The 15,616-nt window shown below is 47.1% G+C and carries 13 protein-coding genes and 1 pseudogene; 13 read left to right on the forward strand and 1 reads right to left on the reverse strand.

The window, feature by feature from the left end; genetic code table 11:
• Positions 1-9 precede the first annotated feature (9 nt).
• The 4 genes from hydG to hydF (BMW84_RS04945) are packed head-to-tail and all read left to right on the forward strand — an operon-like array spanning position 10 to position 5,402.
• The gene (gene hydG, locus BMW84_RS04930) at positions 10-1,443 is read left to right on the forward strand and encodes a [FeFe] hydrogenase H-cluster radical SAM maturase HydG (RefSeq protein WP_091065103.1); all 1,434 of its coding nucleotides are present in this window, start codon (positions 10-12) and stop codon (positions 1,441-1,443) included.
• 26 nt (positions 1,444-1,469) lie between these two features.
• Positions 1,470-2,660, forward strand: a complete 1,191-nt coding sequence (gene hydF, locus BMW84_RS04935) for a [FeFe] hydrogenase H-cluster maturation GTPase HydF (protein ID WP_091065105.1) — start codon at positions 1,470-1,472, stop codon at positions 2,658-2,660.
• 13 nt (positions 2,661-2,673) lie between these two features.
• Positions 2,674-4,086 (forward strand): aspartate ammonia-lyase, encoded by a 1,413-nt coding sequence (locus BMW84_RS04940; RefSeq protein ID WP_091065107.1) that lies wholly within the window; start codon positions 2,674-2,676, stop codon positions 4,084-4,086.
• Between the two features lie 41 nt (positions 4,087-4,127).
• On the forward strand, positions 4,128-5,402 hold the full coding sequence (gene hydF / locus BMW84_RS04945) for a [FeFe] hydrogenase H-cluster maturation GTPase HydF (RefSeq protein ID WP_091065110.1): 1,275 nt from the start codon (positions 4,128-4,130) through the stop codon (positions 5,400-5,402).
• Positions 5,403-5,766: 364 nt separating this feature from the next.
• Here hydF (BMW84_RS04945) and BMW84_RS04955 read toward each other — a convergent pair whose 3' ends face one another.
• Entirely contained in the window at positions 5,767-6,267 is a 501-nt protein-coding gene (locus BMW84_RS04955) for an RrF2 family transcriptional regulator (protein ID WP_091065114.1), read from the reverse strand.
• 180 nt (positions 6,268-6,447) lie between these two features.
• On the opposite strand from BMW84_RS04955, the gene BMW84_RS04960 reads away from it, so the two are divergent.
• The 9 genes and pseudogenes from BMW84_RS04960 (at position 6,448) to BMW84_RS05005 (ending at position 15,536) form a co-directional block, all read left to right on the forward strand.
• Positions 6,448-7,107, forward strand: coding sequence for an FMN-dependent NADH-azoreductase (locus BMW84_RS04960; RefSeq protein WP_091065117.1), 660 nt, complete (start codon positions 6,448-6,450; stop codon positions 7,105-7,107).
• The gene (locus tag BMW84_RS04965; RefSeq protein ID WP_091065120.1) at positions 7,104-7,739 is read left to right on the forward strand and encodes an HD domain-containing protein; all 636 of its coding nucleotides are present in this window, start codon (positions 7,104-7,106) and stop codon (positions 7,737-7,739) included. The genes BMW84_RS04960 and BMW84_RS04965 overlap by 4 nt, the downstream gene beginning before the upstream one ends.
• A gap of 257 nt (positions 7,740-7,996) precedes the next feature.
• Entirely contained in the window at positions 7,997-8,506 is a 510-nt protein-coding gene (infC, locus tag BMW84_RS04970; RefSeq protein WP_091065122.1) for a translation initiation factor IF-3, read from the forward strand.
• Positions 8,507-9,142: 636 nt separating this feature from the next.
• Positions 9,143-11,167 (forward strand): right-handed parallel beta-helix repeat-containing protein, encoded by a 2,025-nt coding sequence (locus BMW84_RS04980; protein ID WP_175498677.1) that lies wholly within the window; start codon positions 9,143-9,145, stop codon positions 11,165-11,167.
• Positions 11,168-11,560: 393 nt separating this feature from the next.
• Positions 11,561-11,872, forward strand: a pseudogene (locus BMW84_RS04985) (hypothetical protein).
• Between the two features lie 107 nt (positions 11,873-11,979).
• Positions 11,980-12,534, forward strand: coding sequence for a GNAT family N-acetyltransferase (locus BMW84_RS04990; RefSeq protein ID WP_091065128.1), 555 nt, complete (start codon positions 11,980-11,982; stop codon positions 12,532-12,534).
• Between the two features lie 150 nt (positions 12,535-12,684).
• Entirely contained in the window at positions 12,685-13,311 is a 627-nt protein-coding gene (locus BMW84_RS04995; protein WP_091065129.1) for an HAD family hydrolase, read from the forward strand.
• Between the two features lie 486 nt (positions 13,312-13,797).
• Positions 13,798-14,706, forward strand: coding sequence for an ABC transporter ATP-binding protein (locus BMW84_RS05000; protein ID WP_091065131.1), 909 nt, complete (start codon positions 13,798-13,800; stop codon positions 14,704-14,706).
• A complete protein-coding gene (locus BMW84_RS05005) occupies positions 14,703-15,536 on the forward strand; it encodes an ABC transporter permease subunit (protein ID WP_091065134.1) in 834 nt (277 codons plus the stop codon). The genes BMW84_RS05000 and BMW84_RS05005 overlap by 4 nt, the downstream gene beginning before the upstream one ends.
• The last annotated feature ends 80 nt before the right edge of the window (positions 15,537-15,616 follow it).

Here is a 15,616-nt window from a genome sequence, read left to right on the forward strand (position 1 = left end):
AAGAGGGAGGTGGCGAGTTTGCGGAAGGGCTGGGAAGCAGCGGATTTTATCAATGATGAAGAAATTCGGCTTAGTCTGCAAGAGGCAAAACTAAAGGTTAACGATGAGGCTTACGTTCAGTCCATCTTAGAAAAAGCTAGAGCATGCAAGGGGCTCACGCACCAGGAGGCGGCCGTACTCCTTGAAGTTACAGATCCCGAGGTGCTAAGCAGTATCAACCTTTCAGCAAAGGTGATTAAAGAGAAAATTTACGGCAATCGTATTGTGTTATTCGCTCCCTTGTATATAAGCAACTACTGCGTCAATAATTGCGATTACTGCGGATACAAGCACTCCAACGAGGATTTCCTGCGGAGAAAGCTGGATATGGATGAATTGTCGGCTGAAGTCCGTGTGCTTCAGGAGCTGGGGCACAAGCGCCTTGTTGTGGAAGCGGGAGAAGATCCGGTGAACTGTGGCATTGACTATGTCGTTGAAGCGATCCGGACGATCTATTCCGTCAAAGTGGATAATGGCAGTATCCGCCGCGTGAATATCAATATCGCCGCGACTACCGTCGAGGATTACGCGAAGCTTAGAGACGCGGAGATCGGCACTTATATTTTGTTCCAGGAGACCTATCACAGACCCACCTATGCAGCTATGCATCCTCAGGGTCCCAAAAGCGATTATGACTGGCACACCACGGCGATGGACCGCGCACAAACCGCGGGAATCGATGATGTAGGCATCGGTGTTCTTTACGGCTTGTATGACCATAAATACGATACCGTTGCAATGCTTATGCATGCCGAGCATCTCGAAGAACGGTTTGGCGTGGGGCCTCATACGGTATCCGTTCCCCGGCTGCGCGAGGCGGAGAATGTAAATCTGGACGTATATCCGCATCTGGTGAAGGATGAGGATTTCAAAAAGCTTGTTGCCGTCCTGCGGCTGGCCGTTCCCTATGCAGGAATGATTCTCTCTACCCGCGAAGAGCCCTCCTTCCGTGATGAGGTCATCAAGCTGGGGATTTCGCAGGTGAGCGCGGGCTCCTGCACAGGGGTCGGAGGCTACATGGAGAACAAACAGGGGTCTGCAGACCGGCTAAGCGAGAAGCCTCAATTCGAAGTCAGTGACCACCGTTCACCGGAGGAGATCATCCGCGGATTGTGCCAGGATGGGTACGTTCCCAGCTATTGTACAGCCTGCTACCGGGAAGGGCGGACGGGAGACCGTTTCATGCGGCTGGCCAAATCCGGACAGATCCATAACATATGCCAGCCCAACTCTCTGTTGACCTTCAAAGAATATCTGCTGGATTATGCGGAGGAATCGACCCGGGCCTTGGGTGAAGAGATCATCCGTAAAGGACTGGAGGATATTCCAAAGGAGGCGGCCCGAAAAGCGACGATCGAGCGTCTCCGGCGAATCGAGAATGGAGAACGGGATTTACGCTTCTAAAATCACATGTTGAGGAGAGAGATGTGATGCAATTTACACCGCAATCCAACAAAATGCATATCGCTGTTTTTGGAAGAAGAAATTCGGGGAAATCCAGTCTGATCAACGCACTCACCAGGAAAACCAACTTGCCGGTCAGCGATGAGCCGGGAACAACGACGGAGCCCATCTTTCAATATCTTACGATGAAGAATCAGGACACCGCGATCATTATCGATACGGCCGGAATAGATGATACTGACCAGTTCCGTGTGCAAAAGACAAGAGAAGTCATGGATCTGACCGATCTTGGGATAATGATTTTCTCGGATGAGGCCGGGGACTATAAGCTGGAGAAGGAATGGGTCCAGGAAATGGAGAAACGGAATATCCCCGTCATCGGGGTAATTGCCAAGACGGACGATCATTATACGGATATTGATTCCTTGAAAGCGGCTTTAACAATACCCTTCGTGAAGCTCAGTGTAAAGCGGAATACGAACATTGAGAGTCTGCGCTTTGCCATGAGGGACCTTGCTCCCGCCGAATTTGAGCGAAGCAGCATTGTGGGTGACCTGGTGAACCTGGGGGATCTGGTCGTGCTGGTGATGCCGGAAATGATACCGGCGCCTAAATACCGCCTGGTAGCTTCACAGCAGCAAATCCTCCGTGATCTGCTCGATCATCACGCTATGGCGTTATCGGTAACGGAAGAAGAGCTCCCGGAGCTGCTCGCAAACTTGAAAAGGCCGCCTAATCTGGTCATCACAGATTCTCAGGTATTTGACAGAGTCCACGAGATTCTGCCTAAAGACGTGCCATTAACAACATTTGCGATACTAATGGCTCGGTTCAAGGGAGATTTGAATACCTTTGTGGCCGGTGCCGGGATGATTGCAAACCTGAAGCCCGGCGATAAAGTTCTTCTGTCGGAAGCCTGCATCCATCATCCGCATAACGGAGAGATTGACCGTATGCTGCTTAAGGCCAAACTGGAGGAGAGTGCCGGCGGCAGGCTGGAGATTACCACAAGCGTGGGACCCGATTTCCCGGATGACATCGCCGGGTATAAGCTGATTGTTCACTGCGGCGGTTGTATCTTTAACCGGAAACAGCTGATGATGCGGCTGCGTAGCGCGGGCGTGCAGAACGTGCCGATTACCAACTACGGCATCGCTTTTGCCTATTTCCGCGGAATTATGCCGCGGGTGCTGGACGTACTGGAAGTTAAGTCATAAGCAGGCTGTCCCTATGGAGAATCCGGAAAAATATTTTCGTATAGAGCAGGATGCGCTAGGAACCCTGAAAATCCCCGACTCGGCGTATTACGGAATTCATACGGCGCGGGCCATGGATAATTTCGCAGTAAGCGGCCGAGCGGTTAACACGCACCTGCTTCATGGTATGGTAACGGTAAAAAAGGCTGCAGCGCTGGCCCATCTAAAGCTCCATACGTATCCGGCAGAGATCGCGCTAGCGATTGTGCAAGCCTGCGATGAAATACTGGCGGGAGCATTCAGCGAACAGTTTACGGTAGATGCCCTGCAAGGCGGAGCAGGAACATCAACCAATATGAATGTAAATGAAGTAATCGCGAGCCGTGCGGCCCAGCTGATGGGCGCAGAGCCTGGAGATTTTACGCAGGTGCATCCTCTCGATCATGTCAATTGCTGCCAATCCACCAATGATGTCTATCCAACTGCGCTGAGAATCGCGGCGATCGGTCGGGTTCGGGCCCTGAGCCAGGCCTTTGCATCCTTGCAGGCAGCTCTTCAGGAGAAGGAACATGCCTTCGCGGATGTACTCAAGCTGGGCCGCACAGAATTGATGGATGCTTTGCCGATGATGGCAGGGCAGGGCTTCGGAGCCTATGCCAAAGCGGTAGCCCGGGACCGCTGGCGGCTGTACAAAGTGGAGGAACGGCTCAGGGAGATCAACATCGGGGGCACCGCGATTGGAACGGGGCTCAATGCGCCGGTAAAATATGCGTATTTGATTACCGATATTTTGCAGGAGCTAACCGGATACGGCCTGGCCCGCAGCGAATATCCGATGGACCTTACGCAGAATATGGATGTATTCGTTGAGGTCTCCGGACTGCTGAAAGCGGCGTCAGTGAATCTTTTGAAAATATCGGGGGATCTTCGCCTGCTGGCCAGCGGGCCGGCCGGAGGTTTAGGGGAGCTTGAACTGCCGGCCGTGCAGGCAGGCTCATCGATAATGCCGGGGAAGATCAATCCCGTGATAGCGGAGATGACGGGGCTTGTTGCGATGCGCGTCATCGCTAACGACACTGCTGTGACGCTCGCGGCCGCGGGCGGTCAGCTGGAGCTGAATGCATTTATGCCGCTGATCGCAGATTCGCTCCTGGAATCCATGGAGATCCTGTCAAACGCGGTTAGGCTGTTCGAAGAGCGCTGCGTCCGGGGCATCCGTATTTGCGAGCAGCGTTGTCAGGAGCATGTGCTGAATTCCTCCGTACTGGCCGCTGCGCTAATCCATTATATCGGTTACGAGAAAAGTGCGGAGATTGCCAAACTGGCAAGCCGGGAGGGGAAGACGGTTCGGCAGGTGCTGCTCGAAGCGCATCTTCTTACGGTGGAACAGGTGCATCAAATCCTGAATCCCAGTCAAGTGACCCGACCGGGCATACCTGGCCTATAAATGCGGAACTGAGAAGCGCTATAGGGGAAGGAGAGACCTGTGTGAGCATGAATCATACGCCGCGTTCGAATCGCTTGCACATTGCCATATTCGGCAGGAGCAATGCCGGAAAATCGAGTCTGATCAATGCGATCACCAAACAGGATGCCGCCGTTGTATCTCCTGTTAAAGGAACAACTACTGATCCCGTATACAAAGCGATGGAGCTGCTGCCGCTCGGACCGGTCGTATTTATAGATACCGCCGGCCTGGATGAGACGGGCGAGCTCGGTGAACTGCGCAAGCAAAAGACGCTGGATGTTCTGAATAAAGCCGAACTCGCGCTGATCGTGTTAGAGGCTCCCTCCGGAGTGTCCCGGTTGGAACGGCAGATTGCCGAGATTGTCAGCAGCAAGGGGATTCCGGCATTAGGAGTATTGAATAAAATCGATTTGATGTCAGACAATGATACCTCCGGGCCGGAAGGCCTTGCCTCTCTCGTGAGCAAGACGGAGTGGGAACTTGGCATTAAGGTGATGCCGATATCCGCTTTGAAGCAGCAAGGGATACCCAAGCTGATGAAGGCGATCAGTGCAGCCATACCGGAAGACGACGACAAATTCCGCATCATTGGGGATTTGGTCTCACCGGGGGATTTGGTTGTCCTTGTGGTTCCGGTTGACCAGGCTGCACCCAAAGGCAGGCTGATTCTTCCGCAGCAGCAGACCATCCGTGACTTGCTGGAGAGTGATGCCATCGCGGTCGCAACCAAAGAATACGAGCTGAAGCAAACGCTGGAGAGTCTCGGCAAGAAGCCTCGTATGGTGGTGACCGATTCCCAGGTATTCCTGAAGGCTGCGGCGGATACGCCAAGGGATATTCCGCTGACCTCGTTCTCGATCCTGTTCGCCCGGCAAAAGGGAAGGCTTGAAGAGCTGGTGCAGGGAGCGCGTGCCATTGACCGGCTGCAGCATGGCGACAAAGTGCTCATTGCCGAGGCCTGCACCCATCATGCTCAGGCAGACGATATCGGCACAGTTAAAATTCCGCGCTGGCTCCGTCAGGCCACCGGTAAACAGCTGCAGTTCGAATTCGCCAGCGGCATGAGTTTTCCGGAGAATCTGGGTGACTATTCGCTTATTGTGCACTGCGGAGGATGCATGCTGAACCGCAGGCAGATGCTTTGGCGGATGGAGCAGGCACTTAGCGCAAGGGTTCCCATCGTTAATTATGGGATTGCGATAGCATATGTTCAGGGGATTCTGGAGCGGGCCATTTCACCGTTCCCTCTTGCCCGTATGGCCTGGGAGTATAATACGATGCAGGATTCACAGTGATTAGGGAAAAGCTTGTCAGCCTGAATCAAGATGGTATTCTTGATGAAGGAGATATCAGGCGATTCGCGGCGTTGAACAGTGGACATAACGAACAGAGACTTCAACTATCAAGGCGGCAGACGATCATAAAGTTATCGGCTGTCGTCTTTTTGCGATCTATCCTTTTACTATAGTAAAAATTAATAATAATTAGCTTCGTGTAAACAATGATCATCAATACACGAAGGCAGCCAGCCCCTAATGGATCAACTGCCTTCGTAACGAGACGGGACATATTTTCAACAATTTGTGCCCCGGATAACCGAGTAACATACCACTTTGTCATGCAATGCGCATGATTACTTAATCCTCTTTTTATTGAAACTTAGTCAATGGGTTCTTTTGTAAAGAAGGCACGCACGTCCCGGCGCGTTTCCGAAGGTAAAACACGATCTAATTCCTCCTCTAACCAGGACAATTTTTTAGTACGCAAAAAATTTTGCATAGCTTCTTCCGCTTCGAGCATAACTAAATTAATTGAACAAAAGCTCGTTGAAGCTGTGCAGTCTGAACAATCTCGATTGCGATACAAATATCCCTTATCCTTAATGTTCTGGCATTGGAATATCGGCTTCTTTCCCTCGACTGCTTCAATTACATCCCAAAAGGAAATTTCGTCAGGGGTTCTTGCAAGTTTAAAACCACCATTGACTCCAGGAACCGAAGTGATGATACCCGCTTTGGCAAGCTTCGTAAAAACTTTGGACAAGTAAGTCTCAGGGATGCCTTGGAAAAAGGCTAGGTCCTTTATACCAATTTTTGCTTCATTTGGAATTAAGTACACTAGACAATGCAGTGCATATTCAACTCCGACACTATACTGCACAATAATACCTCCCGTTATGGGTAAATACTTATAATTTAATGAAGACTACATCCATTGTCAACTGAAGGACCTTACCCAAAAAAAATGAATTTGACTATGGATCTGTATCGCAGTATATTATAGACAACATTAATCGACGATTAATATTGTCGCTATTAAAAATAATTAGGAGTGAAAAAGATGGGAAAATTACTCGTTATCAATGCGCATCCTACTGTTGATTCCACGGATTCAGTCAGTCTTGAGGTAGGTACACAGTTTATTAATATCTATCGAAAAATGAATCCGAACGAATCAATTGAGCAAATAAACTTATACGACGAAGAAATCCCACAACTTGACAGTGTCGTTTTGAGCGCGTGGGGTAAGTTTGCTTCTGGTGCTGAATTGACGGAGGAAGAAAAACGGGTTGCTGACAAAATGAATGAAATACTGCAACAATTCAAGAGTGCGAATAAATATGTGATCATCCTGCCACTTCACAATTTTAATATCCCCTCCCGGCTTAAGGATTATATGGATAACGTTATGATTCCTCGTGAAACCTTCAAATACACGCAAAATGGGGGAGTAGGCCTACTAACTGACGGACGAAGTATCCTTGTGATTCAAGGAAGCGGTGGGATATACACAAATAATGACTGGTACACGGATAATGAATTTTCACACAAGTATATCAAATCAATGTTTAATTTTCTTGGAATAGAGGACTATCAAATTATCCGGGTACAGGGTACAAATCTACTCGACAAAGCAATAGTGCTCGAAAAAGCAATAAATGAAGCCGAAAAAGAGGCTGTTCGTTTTAGTTTGATGAATGAGGGGGAGTTCTCAAGATGAGTTCAATCGCCGATATCAAAATTCCTGATAGCAAGTTAGCTGTTGAAGCTGCTGAATTATTACGTGAGCATGCTGATGACCTATTATGGAATCACTCGAATAGAGTATTTTTGTTTGCAGCGCTTAAGGGAAACCTTAATAGAGTTAAATACGATTCAGAATTGCTATATATAAGTTCCTTATTCCACGACCTGGGGCTAACTGCTGCTTTCAGAAGTAAAGACAAACGCTTTGAGGTTGATGGTGCTAATGCTGCACGTGATTTTCTAAGGAGTCATGGAGTCCCTGAAGAATCCATTCGACTGGTATGGGATGCTGTTGCACTTCATACAACCATAGGAGTTGTGGAATATAAGGAAACAGAAGTAGCGCTTATGAATTTTGGTGTCAGTTATGACGTCGTGGGGAAAAACTTCGACCTGATTTCACCTGAAGCCCGTAGGCAAGTAGTGGAGGCTTTTCCACGCTACCAGTTTAAGGAAAACATTTTAAATGCCTTCTTGGAAGGGTTTAAAGATAAACCAGAAACGACATATGGTACAATCAACGCGGATATTTGCGAAATGCTCTTACCTGGTTACCAACGCCCAAATTTCTGTCATCATGTCCTTCATTCTAAATGGAACAATTAATATTCTAGATTATATAATTCTTGTCCATGGAGTGGAACATCCTATAATGTTGTAGATGTTGGAATGGGTGGGGGAGGCTCGCTTACAAGGCACTGGTCTGAACCAGCATGAATCGAATGAATTGGATTGATCCGTCATTATTTTCCCAAGAGATAGTATATATTTTTAGTTAATCCGCGACAGGCGACAGGAAGAAGAAGGCCTTATTTCTTGCCCGTTTTTTTATTAGTGAAGTTCAAACAGGAGGAACTTATAGTATGTCTGTATGGATTAATGAGCAAATTCGAGCAACTGAAGTAGTATTAACTGGACTTAGAGGGGAGAAGCTGGGTACGGTCTCCCGGGAGGAAGCGCTAAATATGGCCCGCTCCCAGGGTGCCGATCTTGTCTGCACCTCGCTGATGAGCAGCCCGCCGCCATGCAGTCTAATGCCTAAAGGCAAAGGAAAAGCTGCTGCGCAGAAAGTAAAGACGGCAAGCAAAGCCAGCAGCCCCAAAACGGAAGGCGGCAAAGAGAAGGTGAAAGAGCTGCGTTTCACCGCGCATATCGAGGAGCATGACTACGAGACCAAGCTGCGGCAAGCGGACAAGCATTTGCGCTCGGGCAAGCCGGTGCAGCTCGTCGTTAAAGCCTCCGGAGCAAAAGAAGCCGCTGCCGCAAAGGCTGTATTGGAACGTCTCGTTACGGACCTCAAGGAGGCTGGAGTGAAGGACACCGGAATTCAAACCGGCGGCAAAGGCTCCCAAGTGAAGCTGAATCCAAGGTAGCTTTTTTAGCGTGATATAAACCCCGATCTTCTGGAAAAAATCCAGGCTGCAATCCATAACGCTATAGCTACAAGGCCCAGGAGGGTCCCAAGTAATCGTTCTCTAACAGGATGGCGGGAATATGCCAGGCTCCCCAGATCAAACCGCTTGTCAAAATCGGCTTTGGCACGCCCGAGGATATTAACCTGGTGAGCATATATCCTCTTCATCCCAATTCTTCCCCCGTACTGCTGATCACGCCAAGTAATGTACCTACGAACATCTGGTAGATAATGCTACCCGTAAGCGCCCAGATGAACGAACCACTGGTATAAACGTAGTTCACCAACCCGGTCATCCAGGCAAATCCGTAAGCGGATTGATTTAAAGGTTGATTTTCCACCCGTCCGAAATGAAATATCCGCAAAACCTTCATGCAGCAAGTCCAGTATCGGTTTGCGGCCTTGGTCCAGTAAGTTAAGCCAATGGATACTCCATAATCTCAGGATAGATCAACAAAAGTTCCGTAAATATCAATGGAGTTGCTGCAGTTTTGCATTATAATTTATAGAGGTGCATTATTACACCAACATGTAGATGAAAAGATACGGTAGGTTTACTTTAAGAGACTATAAAGGGCACAAAGGTGGGTATCCAGTGGAATATCATGTTTCAATTCAGGGAAACGATCAAGCGCCGGGTACGGAGACAGAGCCGTTCCGCACGATCTCCCGCGCTGCGGCTATAGCGGAGCCGGGAGATATTGTATCTGTGCATGCCGGTGTTTATAGGGAATGGGTCAACCCGGCGAATGGAGGGACAAAGGAACAGCGGATTGTGTACCAGTCCTCCGGTGATGGGGAAGTGGTGATCACAGGTGCTGAACCTGTGGCTGACTGGAAAAACGAAGGGGACGGTGTCTGGAAGACGGAGGTGCCAAACAGTCTGTTTGTCATTCGTAACCCCTATGAGACGAAATTGTACGGAGATTGGTTGTTTGAGGGTGCGTTCGAACCGCATCTTGGGGATGTGTATCTTGACGGAAAATCCCTATACGAATGTGAAAGCGTTAACAATCTGCGCAATCCCCAGGTTTGGCCGCAGGCCAAATATGCGGATGACTCTTTGCTGCAGTGGTACGCGGATGTAGGCTCAACCACCACCGTCATTTGGGCGAACTTTGGAGGCAAGGACCCGCGCCAAGAGAATGTGGAGATCAATGTGCGTCCCTACTGCTTCTGGCCTGAAAAGACCGGCCGCAATTATATTACCGTCAGAGGTTTTACGCTCCGGCAGGCATCCCCCCAATGGGCTCCGCCAACGGCTTTGCAAGAAGGGCTTATCGGTCCGCACTGGAGTAAAGGCTGGATTATCGAGAATAACCTGATCAATGAATCCAAATGTACGGGGATCAGCCTTGGCAAAGAAATTTCTACCGGGCAGAATGAATTCTCGAACAATCGCATGAAAGGCGGAACGCAACGGGAGCAGGAGGTTATTTTCCGGGCATTGCGCAAGGATTGGCATCAAGATCGTATCGGAAGTCATATTGTGCGCAATAACGTCATTCATGATTGTGAACAGGCCGGAATCGTTGGACATTTAGGAGCTGCGTTTAGCCAAATCTACCAAAACCGCATTTATAATATACACCACAAGCGCATCTTCCACGGTGCAGAAGTGGGGGGGATCAAACTCCATGCTGCACTGGATACCCAGATTTGCGGGAATGTCATCTATAGCTCTTACCGGGCGCTTTGGCTGGATTGGCAGGCGCAAGGCACCCGGATCAGCCGGAATATCTTTTTCGACAATCTGTCCGAGGATCTTTTCGTGGAGGTCTGCCATGGTCCTTATACAGTGGACCACAACCTGTTCCTGTCGCCTATGAACTTCCGCAATATGGCCCAAGGCGGTGCGTTTGTTCATAATCTGTTTGCGGGCAGATTCGTAGTGCGCTCCGAGCTTACCCGCTATACTCCATACCATATGCCTCATGAGACAGCGGTTGCCGGGTACAGCAACATTACGGGCGGCGACGACAGGTATTACAATAACATTTTTATAGGTGATGGCGACCCGGGCAAAGAGCCGCTGCCCATGACATTCTTCGAGCATCTTCCGCTCCCGCCAAGGGAGAATATAAGTTACGGCGGTGACGCGGTGATGGACGGGGTACCCGATAACTCCCGCTGTTACCTTCATCCTGCCGGATTAGGCGGCTATAATGATTACCCGAGTGCCGCTCAAAAGCGGTGGTGGGAATATTCCAAGGAAGAAATTGCGGCTTATAAGGAATCTGGTAAGCCATTTCTGCCTGATAAGATGGCACTTCCCGTTTCGATACAGGGCAATCTGTATATGAAAGGCGCGGTGCCCAGTGTTCATGAGCCTAATGCACAGGTTTATGATAGCACCGGGATCGAAATCGAGATCGATCCGGCTACTTGCAAGGTACAAGTGCATGTTCATCACCCTGAAATCATGCGTGCTGCAGCTCCAGCAGTAGTCACAACGGCTCTTCTCGGCCGAAGTCATCACGCCGAAATGTTCTATGAGGCTCCTGAGGGAACTGCATACCGTTTTGACGGCGACTTCTTTCAAAAGCTGCGCCCCGAAAGAAATGTAACGCCCGGACCCTTTGAATTATTCGACAACAATCCGGTTAAAATTGTTCTGTAAATAGCTTGGGCTCGAATGGTTAGCTTGAATAGGCTAATGGTTCGAGCTTTTATGTTACTATCCGAAGTGTTACGCATATAGGTAGCTACAGGCAAGATTGTCTTTAAGAGAACTTCCAAATCGCACAGGCTAGCTGGGTAGTAACCAGTACCCAGAGAAGAATCATAATATCATTAATAATCAAAAATATTTGTCGGAGGAAAGAACATAGTCCCATTAGAGCCTGCGCCCAGCGCAGGTTTTCTGTTTTAAGGGACCAAGTTCTTTTACCGATTTGATATTTATCTAAAGTCATGTTATAAGTAATCAATTGTTTATTTTGAGCAAAGAAGCCCGTATTCACCGGGTCATATTTCGGAGGCTGTTTACATGAAGGCATTAGGGGGATTTAATATAACCGTATGGATTAATGAGCAAATTCGCGCATCTGAAATAGGATTAACTGGATTTAAAGGGGAGAAGCTGGGTACGGTCTCCCGGGAGTAAGCGCTGAATATGGCCCGCTCCCAAAGCGCCGATCTTGTCTGCACCTCACTGATGAGCAGCCCGCCACCTTGCAGTCTAATGCCTTAAGGTAAAGGAAAAGCCGCTGCTGCAAAGGCTGTACTCGAACGTCTCGTTACAGACCTGAAGGAGGCTGGAGTGATGGACACCGGAATTCAAGCCGGCGGCAAAGGCTCCCAGGTGAAGCTGAATCCGAGGTAGGGTATGGCTTGATACCGTTGACAAAAATGATAAACATCAAAGCTGAAAACAATCCATTTAAAGGTCAAGAACTGTTACAGCTTATTACATAAGGAGAGTGGATTAGAGTGAGTACATTTGAACCTATATATGGTAAAACAGAACGATTGTTTTTAAGACAATTCTCAGAACAAGATATTGACCCCTTTTATTCGTACCGTTCTAACCCTGTTGTGGCTGAATTTCAACCTTGGGGAAAATATCAATATGATGATGCTGTATCGTTTGTTAGACGGCAAATAACAAATGTACCAGGTCAACCTGGTACCTGGTTTCAGTTTGCGATTGCTCTTGTTGAAACGGATCAGTTCATTGGAGATTGTGCTCTACACACACTCTTGGATGAACCACGAATTGTTGAAATAGGTTTTACGCTCGCCGAAGAGCATCAAGGAAAGGGCTATGCCAGTGAGGCGGTAAAACTTTTATTAACTTTTGTATTTGAACAACTTAATAAACACAAAGTTATTGCATTTACAGATGTAAGAAACGAAAGTTCCATTCGTCTACTTGAACGGGTGGGTATGAGGAGAGAAGGTCATCTTTTGGAAAACTATTTCTCTAATGGACAATGGGTTAACGAGTATCAATATTCAATACTTCAGTCTGAATGGATAATTTAATAAAATAAAAATATATTATGCAAATGTGTATCATCGATTGGTACACTTAGGTGAACATTCAGACATCCACATAAGGTGTTGACCTGAAATGGATTTCATACTATACCATACTCCTGAAAGTTAATTATGCTTTGCGAGGAGATAATGATCATGTATACGAACTATATATTTGATATTGATGGTACTTTGATCAATACCGAAGAAGCTGTATTAGGGTCTTTGCAGAAACTGCTCAAGGTTAACTTTAAACGGGATGTGGACCAACATGAACTCTCGTTTGTACTGGGCATTCCTGGAGCCGTGTCTTTGCGTCAACTCGGGATAGAGGACATTGATCTTGCGAATCGGTATTGGAATGATTACATGAGGGATTATCAAGAGACCATCCATATATTCGAAGGAATTCAGCAATTGCTTACCAGCCTAAAGGATCATTCCATTACAACAGGAGTGGTTACTTCAAAGACTCATCAAGAATTTCAAGATGACTTTGTCCCATTTGGCCTTGCACATGATTTGACGCACGTTGTATGTGCAAATGATACGAAGTTGCACAAACCTCATCCAGAACCGTTGCTGAAATTCCTTCAGATTTCAGGTGCAAATGCCGAATCATCTATCTATATAGGTGACACCATCTATGATTATAAATGTGCAAAAGACGCTGGGATAGATTTTGGATTAGCACTGTGGGGATGCAAGCAACCCGAGCTTATTCCAGCCAAATATAAGTTTGAGCATCCTAAGGATGTGCTTTCTCTAATAAATATTGATTAGTTCATCAGACACGTTCGCCATTTAACTATGCGGACCATGTCCGGGAGATGATGCAGGCATGCGCAATGAAACAATCTGCAATTGAATCAAATGCAATTGAACAAAAATTGCTCATCCTATTTGCATTTCCTGACAAGCTGCAGCGAAGGGGGCCATTACATAAAATCTCGGACGATAAAAACATCTTTACAACGGAAGTCGCATAAACTGCGGCTTTTTTTGTTTCGCATAGAAACTCTTGTCGTGGGCTTGCTCCATTTTTTAAAAGCAAAATCCGGCTCTTTCTCAATTCAAAATCAGTGCTTGCATGTTTGATGTTTGAGTAAAAAAACGGAAAACGGATATTCTACTTTAGAAGATTTATTCCTTAGGTAGTGGCACCCAAATGCCAAAATGGAATGTAATCATGCTTTGTGCTTTTGAAATCACGGCATATAGTTTGGCTTGGCTGTGGTTTCAACAAATGAGTATAAAGGAGCATTTATTTTGAAATCATCTTACATCGAAGTTCGTGACATTGATAAAAGCTACAGCACACAGAACGTTTTAAAAGAAGTTTCCTTCTCAATTGAGAAAGGGTCTATCGTTGGCCTACTTGGCCCTAATGGCTCTGGAAAAACAACGTTAGTACGCTTAATGAATGGCGTCATCCTTCCGGATCGGGGCATGATGCGGGTGAATGGTTACGATCCGGTGACCGATGGAAATGCCATCCGACGCCACAGTGGTGTGGTTACGGAAGGGGCAGGGCTTTATCATGAGATGAGCGGTATAGATAATTTGCGATTTTTCGCCAAACTGTACAACTACAATGATGAACAGCGAATCCGAGGATTATTGAAACAATACGGCCTGGCAGATGCACAAGATAAGAAAGTCGGCAGCTATAGTACAGGTATGAAAAAACGTCTAGCCTTGGCGAAAGCACTTCTCCATCAACCGGAGATTTTGTTTCTGGACGAACCGACAAACGGTCTCGATCCGGAAGGCATCAAGCAAGTAATAAGCGACCTGAAAGCGATGAACCAAACCTCCGGAACAACGATCATCCTCTGTTCGCATGTGCTGCATCAATTGGAATCACTGTGCCACTCCTATATCTTCATCAACAACGGCATAATCTTGGACACCGGGACGAAAGCAGAGTTGGAGAAGAAGCACATTAAGAAGATACAGCTTCGTTTAACAACCGGTTTATCCATAGAACAAGAAAGATACCAAGGTTATCCCGTCCAACGACTTGGGCCTGGTGAGATCCTAGTGGAGCTGCCATCAACCGATTTGATCTCAGTATTACTCCGTCAAATCCTGCAAGAGACATGGGTACACACTGCTGAGATTATTAATAATGATCTGGAATCACTATATTTTCACGTGAAGGGTGAACAACGATGAATTGGAGCCAGATTAGAGCTATAGCTCAAAAAGACATAAAGGCGATCACAAGTAATGTGCAAGTATGGATTGGGCTTATCTTACTTCCACTTGTGTTCGCCATATTGTTTCCAGGTGTCTTGATCCTTGTGATGAAAATGGTGAACATTGTCGATGCTGATTTAGTGAACATGGTACAGAAGGTTATTATGCAACTGCCTGAAGGGGATAAGAAGGAGCAAATTACGCAACTTCCCACAATTAACCATCAGATCATCTACATTTTCGTCAACTACATGCTTGGACCATTCTTCATGCTTATCCCGGTTCTAAACTCCTTAATGATCGCGCTGAACAGTATGGTTGGAGAGAAAGAACGTAGAACGCTTGAAAGTCTGCTTTTTGCCCCAATTGAAGTGAAAGACCTGTTCATGGGAAAATTAGTTGCAACCTTCATCCCAACCTTCATCATCACACTAGCCAGCTTTGTCCTGTGCGGTATCATTATTAACGGACTGTCGTATACCATGTTCGATGGTTTCATTTTCCCGAACCTGTCCTGGGGTATCATCCTGCTGTGGGTGACGCCGATGTTTACCGGATTAGTTATTCTGATTAGCATTTTCATCTCCGCACGTTGCAAAGGATTTCAAGAGGCACAGCAATTAGGAGGAGTCGTTATACTGCCTTTAATCGGGGCTCCTATTTCCCAAATCACTGGAATACTGTTCCTCAGTCCACAGATCTTGCTAGGCGCGGGCTTGTTGCTGCTGCTTATCAATATCTTTTTATTGCGTCGGCTTACAAAAATGAATCAACGGCATGTGTTATTTGAGCGTCAGGTTCACTGATCCGTAAGATATAGTTACTTCCTATTAACAATATAAGTTTTATATATTTCATCTATTACAACGCACTCGTTACAATGAAG

It is taken from the genome of Paenibacillus sp. NFR01 (assembly GCF_900111565.1).
In the GTDB taxonomy this organism is placed as follows: Bacteria; Bacillota; Bacilli; order Paenibacillales; family Paenibacillaceae; genus Paenibacillus_AQ.

What these genes read in the sequence shown, in the direction of transcription:
- hydF (WP_091065105.1), top strand. Translation starts at nt 1,470, where the DNA reads ATGCAATTTACACCGCAATCCAACAAAATGCATATCGCTGTTTTTGGA.
- BMW84_RS04960 (WP_091065117.1), top strand. Translation starts at nt 6,448, where the DNA reads ATGGGAAAATTACTCGTTATCAATGCGCATCCTACTGTTGATTCCACG.
- BMW84_RS04940 (WP_091065107.1), top strand. Translation starts at nt 2,674, where the DNA reads ATGGAGAATCCGGAAAAATATTTTCGTATAGAGCAGGATGCGCTAGGA.
- BMW84_RS05005 (WP_091065134.1), top strand. Translation starts at nt 14,703, where the DNA reads ATGAATTGGAGCCAGATTAGAGCTATAGCTCAAAAAGACATAAAGGCG.
- BMW84_RS04965 (WP_091065120.1), top strand. Translation starts at nt 7,104, where the DNA reads ATGAGTTCAATCGCCGATATCAAAATTCCTGATAGCAAGTTAGCTGTT.
- BMW84_RS04995 (WP_091065129.1), top strand. Translation starts at nt 12,685, where the DNA reads ATGTATACGAACTATATATTTGATATTGATGGTACTTTGATCAATACC.
- infC (WP_091065122.1), top strand. Translation starts at nt 7,997, where the DNA reads ATGTCTGTATGGATTAATGAGCAAATTCGAGCAACTGAAGTAGTATTA.